Annotated in this window: 14 protein-coding genes; 10 read left to right on the top strand and 4 right to left on the bottom strand. The window is 72.9% G+C overall.

Annotated elements, in window-relative coordinates; genetic code table 11:
- Positions 1-24 precede the first annotated feature (24 nt).
- Positions 25-858: a DUF3097 domain-containing protein gene (locus Q0818_RS11560; RefSeq protein WP_298874794.1), complete on the bottom strand. Its 834-nt coding sequence runs from the start codon at positions 856-858 to the stop codon at positions 25-27.
- 126 nt (positions 859-984) lie between these two features.
- Between Q0818_RS11560 and Q0818_RS11555 the strand changes: the two genes are divergently transcribed.
- The 4 genes from Q0818_RS11555 (at position 985) to Q0818_RS11540 (ending at position 5,260) form a co-directional block, all read left to right on the top strand.
- Positions 985-3,087, top strand: coding sequence for a TPM domain-containing protein (locus tag Q0818_RS11555; RefSeq protein WP_298874792.1), 2,103 nt, complete (start codon positions 985-987; stop codon positions 3,085-3,087).
- Between the two features lie 89 nt (positions 3,088-3,176).
- Positions 3,177-3,932, top strand: coding sequence for a PspA/IM30 family protein (locus tag Q0818_RS11550; RefSeq protein WP_076674533.1), 756 nt, complete (start codon positions 3,177-3,179; stop codon positions 3,930-3,932).
- A gap of 63 nt (positions 3,933-3,995) precedes the next feature.
- On the top strand, positions 3,996-4,808 hold the full coding sequence (locus Q0818_RS11545; RefSeq protein ID WP_298874787.1) for an arginase family protein: 813 nt from the start codon (positions 3,996-3,998) through the stop codon (positions 4,806-4,808).
- On the top strand, positions 4,805-5,260 hold the full coding sequence (locus Q0818_RS11540) for a Fe-S oxidoreductase (protein WP_298874785.1): 456 nt from the start codon (positions 4,805-4,807) through the stop codon (positions 5,258-5,260). The genes Q0818_RS11545 and Q0818_RS11540 overlap by 4 nt, the downstream gene beginning before the upstream one ends.
- A gap of 119 nt (positions 5,261-5,379) precedes the next feature.
- Here Q0818_RS11540 and Q0818_RS11535 read toward each other — a convergent pair whose 3' ends face one another.
- From Q0818_RS11535 to Q0818_RS11525, 3 genes are all read right to left on the bottom strand, one after another.
- Positions 5,380-5,844: an SIP domain-containing protein gene (locus tag Q0818_RS11535; RefSeq protein WP_298874783.1), complete on the bottom strand. Its 465-nt coding sequence runs from the start codon at positions 5,842-5,844 to the stop codon at positions 5,380-5,382.
- A gap of 69 nt (positions 5,845-5,913) precedes the next feature.
- A complete protein-coding gene (locus Q0818_RS11530; RefSeq protein WP_298874782.1) occupies positions 5,914-6,627 on the bottom strand; it encodes a tyrosine-protein phosphatase in 714 nt (237 codons plus the stop codon).
- Positions 6,624-7,169, bottom strand: a complete 546-nt coding sequence (locus tag Q0818_RS11525) for a carboxymuconolactone decarboxylase family protein (protein WP_298874780.1) — start codon at positions 7,167-7,169, stop codon at positions 6,624-6,626. The genes Q0818_RS11530 and Q0818_RS11525 overlap by 4 nt, the downstream gene beginning before the upstream one ends.
- 152 nt (positions 7,170-7,321) lie before the next feature.
- Here Q0818_RS11525 and Q0818_RS11520 point away from each other — a divergent pair, with 152 nt between their 5' ends.
- The 6 genes from Q0818_RS11520 (at position 7,322) to Q0818_RS11495 (ending at position 13,373) form a co-directional block, all read left to right on the top strand.
- A complete protein-coding gene (locus Q0818_RS11520; protein WP_298874778.1) occupies positions 7,322-8,245 on the top strand; it encodes an alpha/beta hydrolase in 924 nt (307 codons plus the stop codon).
- A gap of 149 nt (positions 8,246-8,394) precedes the next feature.
- A complete protein-coding gene (locus tag Q0818_RS11515) occupies positions 8,395-9,906 on the top strand; it encodes an ABC transporter substrate-binding protein (RefSeq protein WP_298874776.1) in 1,512 nt (503 codons plus the stop codon).
- Positions 9,903-10,853, top strand: coding sequence for an ABC transporter permease (locus tag Q0818_RS11510; protein ID WP_298874773.1), 951 nt, complete (start codon positions 9,903-9,905; stop codon positions 10,851-10,853). The genes Q0818_RS11515 and Q0818_RS11510 overlap by 4 nt, the downstream gene beginning before the upstream one ends.
- A complete protein-coding gene (locus Q0818_RS11505) occupies positions 10,850-11,719 on the top strand; it encodes an ABC transporter permease (RefSeq protein ID WP_298874770.1) in 870 nt (289 codons plus the stop codon). The genes Q0818_RS11510 and Q0818_RS11505 overlap by 4 nt, the downstream gene beginning before the upstream one ends.
- Positions 11,716-12,585, top strand: a complete 870-nt coding sequence (locus Q0818_RS11500) for an ABC transporter ATP-binding protein (RefSeq protein WP_298874767.1) — start codon at positions 11,716-11,718, stop codon at positions 12,583-12,585. Before Q0818_RS11505 ends, Q0818_RS11500 begins: the two co-directional genes overlap by 4 nt.
- The gene (locus tag Q0818_RS11495; RefSeq protein WP_298874764.1) at positions 12,582-13,373 is read left to right on the top strand and encodes an ATP-binding cassette domain-containing protein; all 792 of its coding nucleotides are present in this window, start codon (positions 12,582-12,584) and stop codon (positions 13,371-13,373) included. Before Q0818_RS11500 ends, Q0818_RS11495 begins: the two co-directional genes overlap by 4 nt.
- Positions 13,374-13,432 lie beyond the last annotated feature (59 nt).

Below are 13,432 nucleotides of genomic sequence, written 5' to 3'. Positions count from 1 at the left end.
GCGAGAGCGCGCGCTTGCGGCCGCTCACGGGACGGTCACGAAATCGATGAGCTCCTCGACGCGGCCGAGCAGGGCCGGCTCGAGGTCGCGGAACGTGGTGACCTTCGACAGGATGTGCTGCCACGCCCGCGCGGTGTCGGCCTGCTCCTCGGCGGGCCAGCCGAGGGCTCGGCACACGCCCACCTTCCACTCGATGCCGCGCGGCACCTCGGGCCACGCGGCGATGCCGAGGGCGCGCGGGGTCACGCACTGCCAGACGTCGACGAAGGGGTGGCCCACGATGCGCACGTGCGCGCCGTGGCGGCCGCGCGCGATCTTCTCGGCGATGCGCGATTCCTTGGAGTTCGGCACGAGGTGGTCCACCAGCACGCCGTAGCGTCGCTCGGCCGTGGGGGGCTCGGCATCCAATCTCTCTTCGAGCAGGTCGACGCCCTCGAGGAACTCGACCACGACGCCCTCGGCGCGCAGGTCTGCACCCCAGACCTTCTCGACGAGCTCGGCGTCGTGCTTGCCCTCGACGAAGATGCGGCTGGCGCGAGCGGTGCGGGCGCGCTGGTCGGCGACCGCGAAGGACCCGGATGCCGTGCGCGTGCGCCCCGTGGGGGCCGCAGTCGGAGCGGTGAGCACCACCGGCTTGCCGTCGACGAGGAACCCGCCGCCGAGGGGGAACAGCCGGCGCTTGCCGAAGCGGTCTTCGAGCTCGACGTTCATGCCGTCGATGCGGGTCACCGCGCCGACGTACCCGTCGCCGGCGACCTCGACCACCAGATCGGCGGCGGCCGCGACCTGGGCGGGCTTGACCCGCCCGGCGTCGCGCCAGCCGCGCGCGAGCACGTCGGTGCCGTAGCGATCGTCCATGGTGCTGTACCTCCGAGCGTTCGAGCCTAGGCGTCGCGCCGGTGCGCCGAGAGCGGACGCGCCGCTCCTACCCCGGTGTCGGTGGTCGTTTATAGGGTGGATCCGTTGCGCACCGAAGGGGGATGCATGCGGATGCCGAGAGTGGCGCGGGCGGTCGTCGCCGTCTTCCTGGCGATCGTCGCGGTCCTGGGGACGCCGCTGGCCGCGGCCGCGGTCCCCCCGCCTTCGCTCGGCTCGAGCTACGTCGTCGATCGCATCGACGCGCTCACCGACGCGCAGGAGGCCGAGGTGCAGTCGCGCCTGGTGACGTTGTCGCAGCAGACCGGCCTCGATCTGTGGGTCGTCTACGTCGACGCCTTCACCGACCCCTCCGATGCGCAGGACTGGGCGAACGACACGGCCAACCAGAACAAGCTCGGCCCGCATCAGTACGTCCTCGCGATCGCGATCGACGGCGACACCTTCTCGTTCTACCTCTCCGGCGACGTCGACGACGGGGAGCTGTCGGCCGCGCAGCTGTCGTCCATCGAGCAGGATCGCATCCAGCCGGCGCTCGAGACCGGAGACGACGCGGGCGCCGCGATCGCCGCCGCCGACGGCATCCGCACCGCGCACGCGCAGGCCGGGGGCAACCTGCCCGTCCCTCCGCCGACGCCGGCGACCGACAGCGGTCCCGCCCTCGGGCCGATCGTCCTCGTCGCGGTGCTTCTGCTGGCCATCGCGGGCGTGCTGCTGTGGCTCTTCTTCCGACGCCGGCGAGCTGAGGCGACCGCGACGGCGCCCGCGGAGAACGTCGACGACCTCGCCCGGCGCGCAGGCTCCGCGCTCGTCGCCACCGACGACGCCATCAGGACCAGCGAGCAGGAGCTCGGGTTCGCGCGCGCCCAGTTCGGCGACGACGCCGCGGCCCCCTTCGCCGACGCCCTCGCGCAGGCCAAGGCCGACCTCGACCGGGCCTTCGCCCTGCAGCAGCAGCTCGACGACGACGTGCCCGAGACTCCCGAGCAGCGACGGGACGGCTACACCGAGATCCTGCGCCTGTGCCAGGCGGCCGACGAGGCCCTGGATGCCAAGGCCGCGGCCTTCGACGAGCTCCGCGCCCTCGAAGCCGACGCTCCCGCCGCGTTGCGGACGGCGCGCACCCGACGGGAGACCGTCGCCGCAGCGCTGGCCGCCGCGGACGACGACCTCCAGCGACTGCGCTCCCGCTACGCCGACGACGAGCTGAGCCCCGTCGCCGACAATCCCGCCCAGGCCCGATCGCGTCTGGATCTCGCCGCGGCGCAGGAGGCGGAGGCCGAAGCCGCGCTGTCGGCCGGGCGCACCGGCGAAGCGGCCGTCGCCATCCGTGCGGCCCAGACCGCCGTCGCCCAGGCGGACACGCTCGAACAGGCGATCGCCACGCTCGGCTCGACCCTCGACGCCGCAGCGCAGCGTGCGGGTGCCCTCGTCGCCGAGATCGAAGGCGATCTGGCCGCCGCCGCGAGCTTGCCCGATCCCGACGGTCGGGTCGCCGCCGCGATCGCGTCGACGCGCGCGCAGCTCGACGCCGCGCGTGCGCTCCTCTCGGCCGAGCGTCCGAGCCCCCTGCGTGCCGTCGACGTGCTCCAGCAGGCGAACGCGACCATCGACGGTGTGCTCGACGCGGCCCGCGACGCCGAGGAGCGCCGCCGGCGCGCCGAAGGGCAGCTCGACACCGTGCTCGCCCAGGCCCGCGCCCAGGTGAGCGCGACCGAGGACTTCATCGCGGCGCGCCGAGGCGCCGTGGGGCCGACGGCCCGCACCCGTCTGGCCGAGGCGGGAGCCGCGCTGGTGCAGGCCGAGCAGCTTCGGGCAAGCGATCCAACCGCGGCGTTGACCACGGCGCAGCGCGCGGCGCAGCTGGCCGGCGAAGCCGCCTCGCTGGCGCAGAACGACGTCGGATCGTTCGGCGGCGGCGCGGGAGGCGGCGGCGGAGACCTCATGGGCGCGATCCTCGGCGGTATCGCCATCAACGCGCTCTCCGGCGGCGGACGACGCCGTGGCGGCTTCGGGGGTGGCGGTCTCGGCCCGCTCGGCGGGCTGGGCGGCCTCGGCGGACTCAGCGGCGGCGGGTTCGGCGGGCGCTCGCGATCGGGCGGCGGCGGCGGGTTCTCGGGCGGCGGCCGGTCGCGAAGCGGTGGCGGTCGCGGGTTCTCGAGCGGCGGCGGTCGCAGCCGCGCCGGGGGCGGAGGAGGCCGACGTCGCTGACCCCCTCGCGGCGCAGCGCCCGATCACAGAGAATTCGTAGCATTCGACACCAGACTCGACATCGTCACCCTCAGGAAGGAACACCCCGCATGGCCAAGCAGTCCATCTTCGGTCGCATCTCGACCCTCGTCCGCGCGAACATCAACGCGCTCCTCGATCAGGCCGAGGATCCGCAGAAGATGATCGACCAGCTCGTGCGCGACTACTCGAACTCCATCGCCGACGCCGAGTCCGCCATCGCCGAGACCATCGGCAACCTGCGCCTGCTCGAGCGCGACCACCAGGAAGACGTCCAGGCCGCGGCCGAGTGGGGCAACAAGGCCCTCGCCGCCAGCCGCAAGGGCGACGAGCTGCGCGCGGCGGGCAATGTCGGCGAGGCCGACAAGTTCGACAACCTCGCCAAGATCGCCCTGCAGCGTCAGATCACGGCCGAGGGCGAGGCCAAGGCCGCCGCTCCCACGATCGCCGCGCAGACCGAGGTCGTCGACAAGCTCAAAGACGGCCTGAACGGCATGAAGACCAAGCTCGATCAGCTCAAGGCGAAGCGCAACGAGCTCACCGCCCGCGCCAAGGTCGCCGAGGCGCAGAACAAGGTGCACGACGCCGTCAAGTCGATCGACGTGCTCGACCCGACCAGCGAGCTCGGGCGCTTCGAAGACAAGATCCGCCGCGAAGAGGCCCTCGCGGCCGGCAAGCAGGAGCTGGCCGCCTCGAGCATCGACGCGCAGTTCAACGCTCTCGAAGACGTGGGTGAGCTGACAGAGGTCGAGGCACGCCTGGCCGCCCTGAAGGTCGGCGGCCCGCAGCGCGCGGCGATCGACGCCCCCAGTCCCGACCAGCTCTGATCGACTCCGAGCGCGCCGTCCGAGCACCGGGCGGCGCGCTCCCCTCTCCCGTCGAGGACACCCATGGCCCGGTTCATCGTCGCCCCGCAGTGGCAAGGTTCGTCGTCGTCGCGCGCGATGCAGCTGATCGACGGGGCCGAGGCGATCGCGGGTGATCTCCCGCGCGGCTCGACGACGGTCCTCGATGCACCGACCGAGGCCGGCGACGCGCAGGGCACGCGCGTGCACCGGCTCAGCGCTCTCGTGCGTATGCGCGAGCGCATCGAAGACGCCGTCCGCGGTGCAGACGGACCCGCGGTCGTGATCGGAGGCGACTGCGGAGTCGCCCTGGGCGCCGTGGCGGCCGTGGCGGGCGACGACCTCGCCGTGGTGTGGATCGACGCCCACGCCGACCTCAACACCCCCGACTCCTCCCCCAGCGGAGCGTTCCACGGCATGGTGCTGCGCGCCATCGCGGGCGAAGGAGAGTCACCGCACCGCCTCGAACCCGGGATCTCCCCCTCCCGCCTCGTCCTCGCCGGCACCCGCTCTCTCGATGCCGAGGAGCAGCGCTTCATCGACGAGCACGCCGTCCCGGTCATCGCTCCGGCCGACCTCGCCGACCCCGACGCCCTCGCCGACGCGGTCATCGCGACCGGTGCCGCGCGAGTCCACGTGCACATCGACCTCGACGTGCTCGACCCGGCGGAGATGACGGGGGTCGCCCTGCCCGAGCCTTTCGGGGCGCGCGCGGCCGACGTCGTGGCATCCGTCCGCCGTCTGCGCGAGCGCCTGCCACTCGCCGGGGCCACTCTGACCGAGTTCTCCCCGTCCAGTCCCGCGGCTGCCGTCGACGACCTGGGCACCATCCTCCGACTGATCGGTGCGCTCGCATGAGCCCCCTCCCGCGCCCGCCGGCCGGGTGGCGCGAGCGCGCCGAGCGCGCCGTCGCTCGCGGTCGCCGGCTCGACCGGTTCATCCCCGGCGTGCTGCTCGACTCCCCGATCAGCCGCGTCGGCTATTGGTACGGATGCACCGTGGGGTGGGTCTGGGGCTCGATCTGGAGCACCGGGCGCATCGAGAAGCTCCACGGCCTGTGGGTGTTCCGCGGCCTGCCCGCGTGGGCGTTCCCCCGCGGGGGCGTCTGCGTCGGCGGCTGCTTCCTGACCGGCGACGACACGCCCACCGACGCCGTCCTCGGGCACGAGGCCGTGCACCGGCGGCAGTGGCGACGCTACGGCTTCCTCATGCCCGTTCTGTACGCCCTCGCGGGGCGTGATCCGCTGCGCAACCGCTTCGAGATCGAGGCCGGGCTCATCGAGGGCAACTACGTGCCCCGTGGCAGCTGACTCGGCGCGCGACTGATCCCACGCGACTCACCCCGCACGGCCGCGCCCATGACCGTTTCGCGCGTCCACGACACGGCGCACGGCGCGGCGAACTCACGGCGTGCCCCGCGGCAGCTGACTCAGCGCGCGGTGGCGAGGCCGAAACGCTCGGGCGTGTGGATGGAGAGCGGCTCGACACCGTGACGCGTGACAAGCTCGTCGACGATCTCGGCGGTGCCGAGGTATCCGCCGAGCAGGACGACGCGGGTCGCGTCGTCGTCGCAGCAGAGCATCTCGCCCGCCCAGGCCGACACGGCGCGGGCGAGGGCCTGACCCGGGGCGCAGGCACGGCCGGTGCCGGGGGCGCCGCCGCGGCGCGAGCGATCGAGCCACGCGATGGTCATGCGGGCGGGGGCGGCGACGCGGCCGATCCACGACGCGTCGGGGACCTCGATGAACACGCGCCCGGTCGAGCAGATCGGCAGCGTCGCCAGCAGCGCCTCGAGCTCGGCGAGAGAGGTCTCGTCGGCGGTCACGAGGTGCTGGACGCGGGTGTGCCGCGACGCGCGGCAGGCCGCGTCGTTGTGCTCGGAGGAGGTGGACATGATGAGGTCGAGTATACCCCCGACGAAGGGTTGCCTAACCTGTGTTCCTCCTGGTGGTCCACGCGTGGATCACTCCACGAGCACCTCGCGCAGGCGGTCGATCTCGGCATCCGTCATCCCGTGCGCGCGCAGGTAGCCGGCGGCGGAGCCGTACGTGCCGTCGAGGTGTGCCAGCAGCGCCCGCATGGCCCGCGCGGGCGAGCGGGTCGCCAGATCCTCGGCGTGCACGTTCTCGGGGTGCAGCGCCCGGATCGCCGAGAGCACCCGGGCGTTGCGACCGGCGGGCAGCAGGGCTTCGGTGCGCGCATAGTCCGCGACGACCGCCTCGGGGTCGACGCCCGCCGCGGCGAGCGCGATACCGACCGTCACCCCGGTGCGGTCCTTCCCGATCGTGCAGTGGACCAGCACCGGCTGATCGGCCAGGATGCCGCGGACGGCGGCGACGACCCGGTCGGCGGACGCGTCGGCGATCTCGGTGTAGAGCTGTTCGAGGCTGAGGTCGCGCGCGAAGAACGAGGCGACCGACCCCAGGAAGAGGGGTTCGTGCTGCACCTCGACGGGCAGGTCGTCGAGGCGGCTGGGGTCGACCGCGAGCTCGCTCTCGTCGCGGAGGTCGACGACGCGGCGCAGGCCGATCGAACGCAGCGTGTCGATGCCGTCGTCGTCGACCGCGACGAGGTTGCCCGAGCGGAACAGCACGCCGTCGCGCGTGCGGCCCTCGCCCGCCGGGAGACCGCCGACGTCGCGGAAGTTGACCGCCCCGGAGACCAGCGACCCGCTCACGCGGTGCCGTCCGCGTGCACGTGCGGAGCGCGGGGCGCCGCCGCCGCGGCGGCTCCCGTCGTCGGGCCCGCGGCAGCCGGTGCACGGGGCGGGACGGGGTACCGGCCGGCGATCGCGACCCGGTTGAAGGCGTTGATGGCCACGAGCACCCAGCTGAGGGCGACGTACTCGGCTTCGCTCAGGATGCCGCCCGCCTGGTCGTACACCTCGTCGGGGATGCCGTCCTCGTGGATGAAGGTGAAGGACTCCGTCAGTTCGAGCGCCGCCCGCTCGCGCTCGTCGAACACCCCGGACTCGCGCCACGTCGCGATCTGGGCGATGACGTCGGCGTCGAGTCCCGCCTTCACGGCGCCGTCGACGTGCACGCGCACGCAGTACGCGCAGCCGTTCAACTGCGAGGCGTGGATCTGGACGATCTCGCGCAACCGGGCATCGATGCCCGCGTCGGCGGCGATCCGGCCCACCGTCGTCGAGAACGCGCGCAACGCCGCGTACGCCTCGGGAGCCGACCTCGACAGGTGCACACGCCGTTCCTCGCCCATGGCGACAGCCTAGGACGGCCGCGGCCGACCGGCGCGGGAACGATCGGCGACGCCTCGGCATCGCTCCCCGACCCTCGGGATCCGGCACCTCTCGTGACGCCGCGCGGCACCGTGGTGGCGGCATCCGGTCGACGGATGACAGGCTGAACCCCATGCCCGAGCTCGACGAGTTCTCGTTCCTCCCCGCCCAGGCCGCCGATCTCGGCGCCGTCGTCCCCGCCGTCTCGCGCGTCGACCTCGCGCTCGCGGACGGGCGTCGGCTGAGCGGGTTGCGGTGGGGCGCCGCTCCCCCGGCGGTGACGCTGCTGCACGGTGCCGGGCTGAACGCGCACACGTGGGACACGACCCTGCTGCACCTCGGGCTCCCCGCCCTCGCGCTCGACCTCCCGGGGCACGGCGACTCCTCCTGGCGCGACGACGCCGCCTACGTCGCACGTGTCCTCGCCCCCGACGTGGTGCGCGCCCTCGAGACGTGGACCGACGGGCCGCAGGTGCTGGTCGGCCACTCGCTCGGCGGTCTCACGGCGGCGGCCGTGGCGGCATCCCGTCCCGATCTGGTGTCGCGGCTGGTCGTCGTCGACATCACCCCCGGCGTCGACCCGAGTGCGGGCCCCGCGCAGATCCGCGCGTTCTTCGCGGGTCCGACCGACTGGGCGTCGCGAGAGGAGCTGGTCGAGCGGGCGCTGTCGTTCGGGCTCGGGGGGTCGCCCGAGGCGGCCGCGCGGGGGGTCTTCCTCAACTCCCGCGTCCGCGACGACGGGCGCGTGGAGTGGAAGCACCACTTCGCCCACCTCGCCGCCGCGGCCGCGAACGCGGGCACCGACGCCACGACCCCGGATGCCGTGCGCGCGGTGCTGGCGGAAACGGGCTGGGACGACCTGGCGCAGGTCGACGCGCCGCTGACCCTCGTCCGCGGAGAGCGCGGTTTCGTCACGGCGGCGGACGCCGAGGAGCTCCGGCTTCGGGTGCCCGCAGCCGAGGTCCGGGTGCTCCCCACCGGTCACAACGCTCAGGAAGAGGATCCCGCCGCCCTCGCCGCGCTGATCCACCAGGTCGTGCTCGACGCCGCGCACTGAGCCGCTCCTCCCCCTGAACGACTCGTCACAAACGGCCGCGCACCGTCACACACGACGGTGAGGGAATGCGGGTGAAAGTAGGCTGTTCCCACTCCTGCACGGCATCCACAGCACTCGGATGCCATCGGCCTGCGAAAGGACACCCCGCAATGCTGCGCCGCACCGCCCTCGCCACGAGCGCGCTCCTGATCGGAGCGCTTCTGCTCACCTCCTGCACCGGCACCACCACCTCGCCGGGACCGACCGGCGACCCCGACCCGAACGCGACCCTCACGGTGCGTCTGTCGCTCGAGCCGTCGAACCTCGACATCCGCCGCACCAGTGGCGCGTCGCTGGAGCAGGCGCTCATCGACAACGTCTACCAGGGCCTCGTCACCCGCGACAGCGACCAGGACAACGCCGTCGTCCCCGCCCTCGCCACGGCGTGGGACGTCTCCCCCGACGGCCTCACCTACACCTTCACCCTGCGCGAGGGCGTGACCTTCCACGACGGCAGCGCGCTCACGGCCGACGACGTCGTGACCTCGTTGCAGACGGCCAAGGACGACGCGACGATCCAGAACAGCTCCGATCTCGCCGGCGTGAGCTCGATCGCCGCTCCCGACGCGACGACGGTGGTGATCACCCTGGCGCAGCCGAACATCGACTTCCTCTTCGCGATGACCGGCCGCGCCGGGCTGATCTTCAAGAACGGCGACACGACGAACTTCCAGACCGCGGCCAACGGCACCGGCCCGTTCCGCGTCGAGAGCTGGAGCACCGGTCAGAGCCTGACGCTCGCCCGCTTCGACGAGTACTGGGGCGACAAGGCCGGCGTGGCGGAGGTCGTGCTGGACTACATCCCCGACCAGAGCGCGGCCACGAACGCCGCCGTCAGCGGCGACGTCGACGTCGCCCTCGAGATCGACCCCGAGCTGCAGAGCCAGATCGAGGGCACCGGGAACTTCACGATCGAGTCGAGCCTGACCACCGACAAGGGGACGCTCGCCTTCAACAACGCGAAAGCACCGCTGAGCGATCAGCGCGTCCGCGAGGCCCTGCGGCTCGCGATCGACCACGACGCCCTCGCCGAGACGCTCGTCACGGCGCAGCCCCTGAACGGGCCGATCCCCCCGCTCGACCCTGGCTACGAAGACCTCACCGGCAGCATCTCGTACAACCCCGACCGCGCGCGCGAACTGCTCGCCGAGGCCGGCGCCGAGAACCTGAACCTGACGTTGACCATCCCCAACGTCTACCCCGGCACCCTCGCGACCTTCCTGGTGTCGTCGTTCGCCGACGTGGGCGTGACCCTCAAGGTCGACCAGGTGGACTTCTCGACCTGGCTGACCGACGTGTACACGAACCACGACTACGACCTGAGCTTCGTGCGTCACGTCGAGGCGCGCGACTTCGGTAACTGGGCCAACCCCTCGTACTACTTCGGTTATGACAACCCCGAGGTGCAGAGCCTGTACGCCCAGGCGCTCGCGACCACCGACGAGCAGCAGTCGTCCGACCTGCTCTCCGAGGCCGCCCGCATCGTGGACGACGAGGATGCCGCCGACTGGCTGTTCCTGTCGACCCCGCGCACCGCGGTGTCCACCGCCGTGGCGAACTTCCCGAAGAATTCCCTCAACGTGCGTCTGCCGCTGGCGGGCGTGACGGTCGCGGCGGAGTGATCCGCTACACGCTGACACGGCTGGGCCTGCTCGTGCTGGGCCTGGCCGTGGCCAGCGTGCTGATCTTCCTCTCGCTCCGGGTGCTCCCCGGCGATGTCGCGCAGCTGGTCGGCGGCACGCAGGCGAGCCCCGATCAGATCGCGGCGCTGCGCGAGAGCCTGGGCCTGAACGCACCGCTGTGGCAGCAGTACGCGGCGTGGATCGGCGGCCTGTTCCGCGGCGATCTGGGGACCTCGCTGCTGACCGGGACGCCCGTGGCCACCGAGCTGCTCGACAAGGCGCAGGTCACCGTGCCGCTCGCGGCGATGTCGTTGACCGTGGCCGTGGTGGTCGGCATCCCGTTCGGGGTCCTCTCGGCGCTCGGGCGTCGCCGGGCCGGGGGCACGGCGCTCAGCGTCGGCGCGCAGGCCCTCGCGGCGGTCCCGGTGGTGTGGGCCGGCATGATGCTCGTCGTCGTGTTCGCGGTCTGGCTGGGGTGGCTGCCTCCCCAGGGCTTCCCGCGCGCCGGGTGGAGCGATCCGGGTGCCGCCGTGCGCGCCCTGATCCTGCCCGCTCTCACGATCGGCGTGGTCGAGGGGGCGATGCTGCTGCGCTTCGTGCGGAGCGCGACCCTGCAGGCGCTCGGCGAGGACTACGTGCGCACGGCTGCGGCGAAGGGCCTCACCCGCACCCGCGCGCTGCTGCGACACGGCCTGCCCAACGTCGGCCTCTCGGTCATCACCGTGCTGGGTCTGCAGATCGCGGGCATCATCGTGGGCGCCGTCGTGATCGAGCAGCTGTTCACGCTGCCCGGGGTGGGCCGCATGCTCGTCTCCGACGTCGCCGCGCGCGACCTGCCGAAGGTCCAGGGCGAACTGCTCGCCCTGACCGGCGTCGTCCTGATCGTCGGCGCGGTCGTCGACCTCGTGCACCGCCTCATCGATCCCCGCCAGCGGGAGGCCCCATGAGCACCCTGAAACGCCTCCTCGCGCTGGGCACCGGCCGTTTCGGCATCCTGGTGGCGGGTCTGATCGTGCTGATCGCGCTGATCTCGCTCGTGTGGACGCCGTTCGACCCGGGAGCGGTCGACGTGCGCAACCGCTGGGCCGATCCGTCGTGGCCGCACGTGCTCGGCACCGACAACAGCGGACGCGACATCGCCAGTCTCCTGATGGCGGGGGCGCGCACGACGGTGGTCGTGGCGGTCGGGGCGGGCATCGTGGCATCCCTCCTCGGCATCGCCCTCGCGGCCCTCGGGGCGCTCACCGCCCGGTGGGTCCGCGAGAGCGTCGCGGTGCTCGTCGACATCCTCGTGGCGTTCCCCGTGCTGATCATCGCGATGATGATCTCCGCGGTCTGGGGCGGGTCGCTCGCGGTGGTCATCTGGTCGGTGGGCATCGGGTTCGGCGTGAACGTCGCCCGCGTCACGCGGCCCGAACTGCGGCGGGTGCTGCACAGCGACTTCGTGCTCGCCGGTCGGGCCGGCGGCCTGTCGACGTGGCAGAACCTCACCCGGCATCTCCTGCCGAACGTCGCGCCGGTCTTCATCGTGCAGCTGTCGTGGGCGATGGCGGTGGCCGTGCTGGCCGAGGCCGGCCTGTCGTACCTCGGCTTCGGCGCCCCGGTCACCCAGCCGTCGTGGGGCGTGCTGCTGAGCGATCTGCAGGCGTACATCGCCGTGCACCCCCTCACGGTCGTGTGGCCGGGATTGGCGATCACCCTCACCGTGCTCGGACTCAACCTGCTCGGCGACGCTCTGCGCGAGGCCGCCGACCCCACCCTCGCCGAACGCACCCCCTCGGCGCGGACGCCCGTTCCGGGAGTGGTCGCGTGAGCCTCGCGGTGAGAGACCTCCGCGTCGAGATCGGCGGGCACCCGGTCGTGGACGGCGTGTCTTTCGACGTGCCCGACGGCGCCCGGGTGGGGCTCATCGGCGAATCCGGTTCGGGCAAGTCGCTCACCGCTCTCGCGATCCTGGGCCTGCTGCCCGAGGGCGCGCGCGCCACGGGCAGCGTGCGCTGGAACGACCGCGAGATCCTGGGCCTGCCCGACGCCCAGCTCGCGACCCTGCGCGGCGACGACATCGGCATCGTGTTCCAGGAGCCGCGCACGGCCCTCAACCCGATCCGCACCGTCGGCCGCCAGATCGGCGAGTCCGTCCGGATCCACGAGGGCGTCTCCCGCCGCGAGGCCCTGCGCCGAGCGGTCGTCGAGGCCAAGCGGGTCGCCCTCCCCGATCCGGAGCGACTCGTCTCGCGCTACCCGCACCAGCTGTCGGGAGGGCAGCGTCAGCGCGTCGCGATCGCCATGGCGCTCGCCTGCCGCCCGCGCCTGCTGATCGCCGACGAGCCGACGACCGCGCTCGACGTGACGATCCAGGCCGGCATCCTGTCGCTGCTGCGGACCCTGGTCGAGGACGCCGGGATGTCGCTCGTGTTCATCACGCACGATCTCGCGGTGCTGGCCCAGGTCGCGACCCACGCCGTCGTGCTCGAGCACGGCCGGGTGGTCGAGGACGGCGCCGTCGACGATCTGCTGCGCGCGCCGTCGTCGCCGGTCACCCAGGCGCTGCTGCGCGATGCGACGGCGACCCTGTGGCATCCGGAGCGCTCGGCCTCCCGCGCTCCGACGTCGGAGGGGACGGATGCCGGTACCCCGGCGGCGACGGCGGACCGCACCGACGGCGAGGAGGAACGGTGAGCGACACGGTGATCCGCGCGCGCGGGCTCTCGCGCGACTACCTCACGCCGCGGACCCGCGGCTTCGGCCGGGCCGAGCGCACCGCCGGGCTCACGGACGTCGACCTGTCGGTCACGGCGGGCTCCTCGGTGGGGATCATCGGCGAGTCGGGCTCGGGCAAGTCGACCCTGGTCCGTCTGCTCCTCGGGCTCGACGTTCCGAGCGCCGGCAGCGTCGAGGTCGAGGGCCGCGCCGTCGACGGCCGCGGGTCGGCCCGCTCGCTGCACTGGCTCCGCCGCGCGACGGGCATCGTCTTCCAGGATCCGTACGCCTCGCTCGACCCGCGCATGAGCGTGGAGCGCATCGTGGGCGAGCCACTCTGGGCGCTCGGCATCGACGGCGATCGCCGGGCGCGCGTGCGCGAGGTGCTCGAGCAGGTGGGGCTCGACGCCGACATGGCGGCGCGCTTCCCGCACGAGTTCTCGGGCGGACAGCGCCAGCGCATCGCCCTCGCGCGGGCGATCGTGCACCGCCCGCGCATCCTCGTGGGCGACGAACCGCTCTCGGCCCTCGACGTCACCGTGCGGGCGCAGATCCTGCGCCTGATTTCGCGGTTGCGCGCCGAGGAGCAGCTCACGCTCGTGCTCGTCTCGCACGACATCGGCGTGGTGCAGAGCATCTGCGACCAGGTGGTCGTGATGAAGGACGGGCGCATCGTCGAGCAGGGGCCCACCGAGAAGGTGCTGTTGCAGCCGCAGGCGGCCTACACCCGCCAACTGCTCGCGTCGATCCCGACGCTGCCCGCCTGAGACCCAGCCCCGCCGGGACTCGCGGCGTCCGGGGTCGCACCCTGTGCGGTCTCACACCG

Origin of the sequence: uncultured Microbacterium sp., from assembly GCF_947489255.1 — a bacterium.
Taxonomy (GTDB): domain Bacteria; phylum Actinomycetota; class Actinomycetes; order Actinomycetales; family Microbacteriaceae; genus Microbacterium; species Microbacterium phycohabitans.
This window is presented reverse-complemented; position numbering and strand designations above follow the sequence as displayed.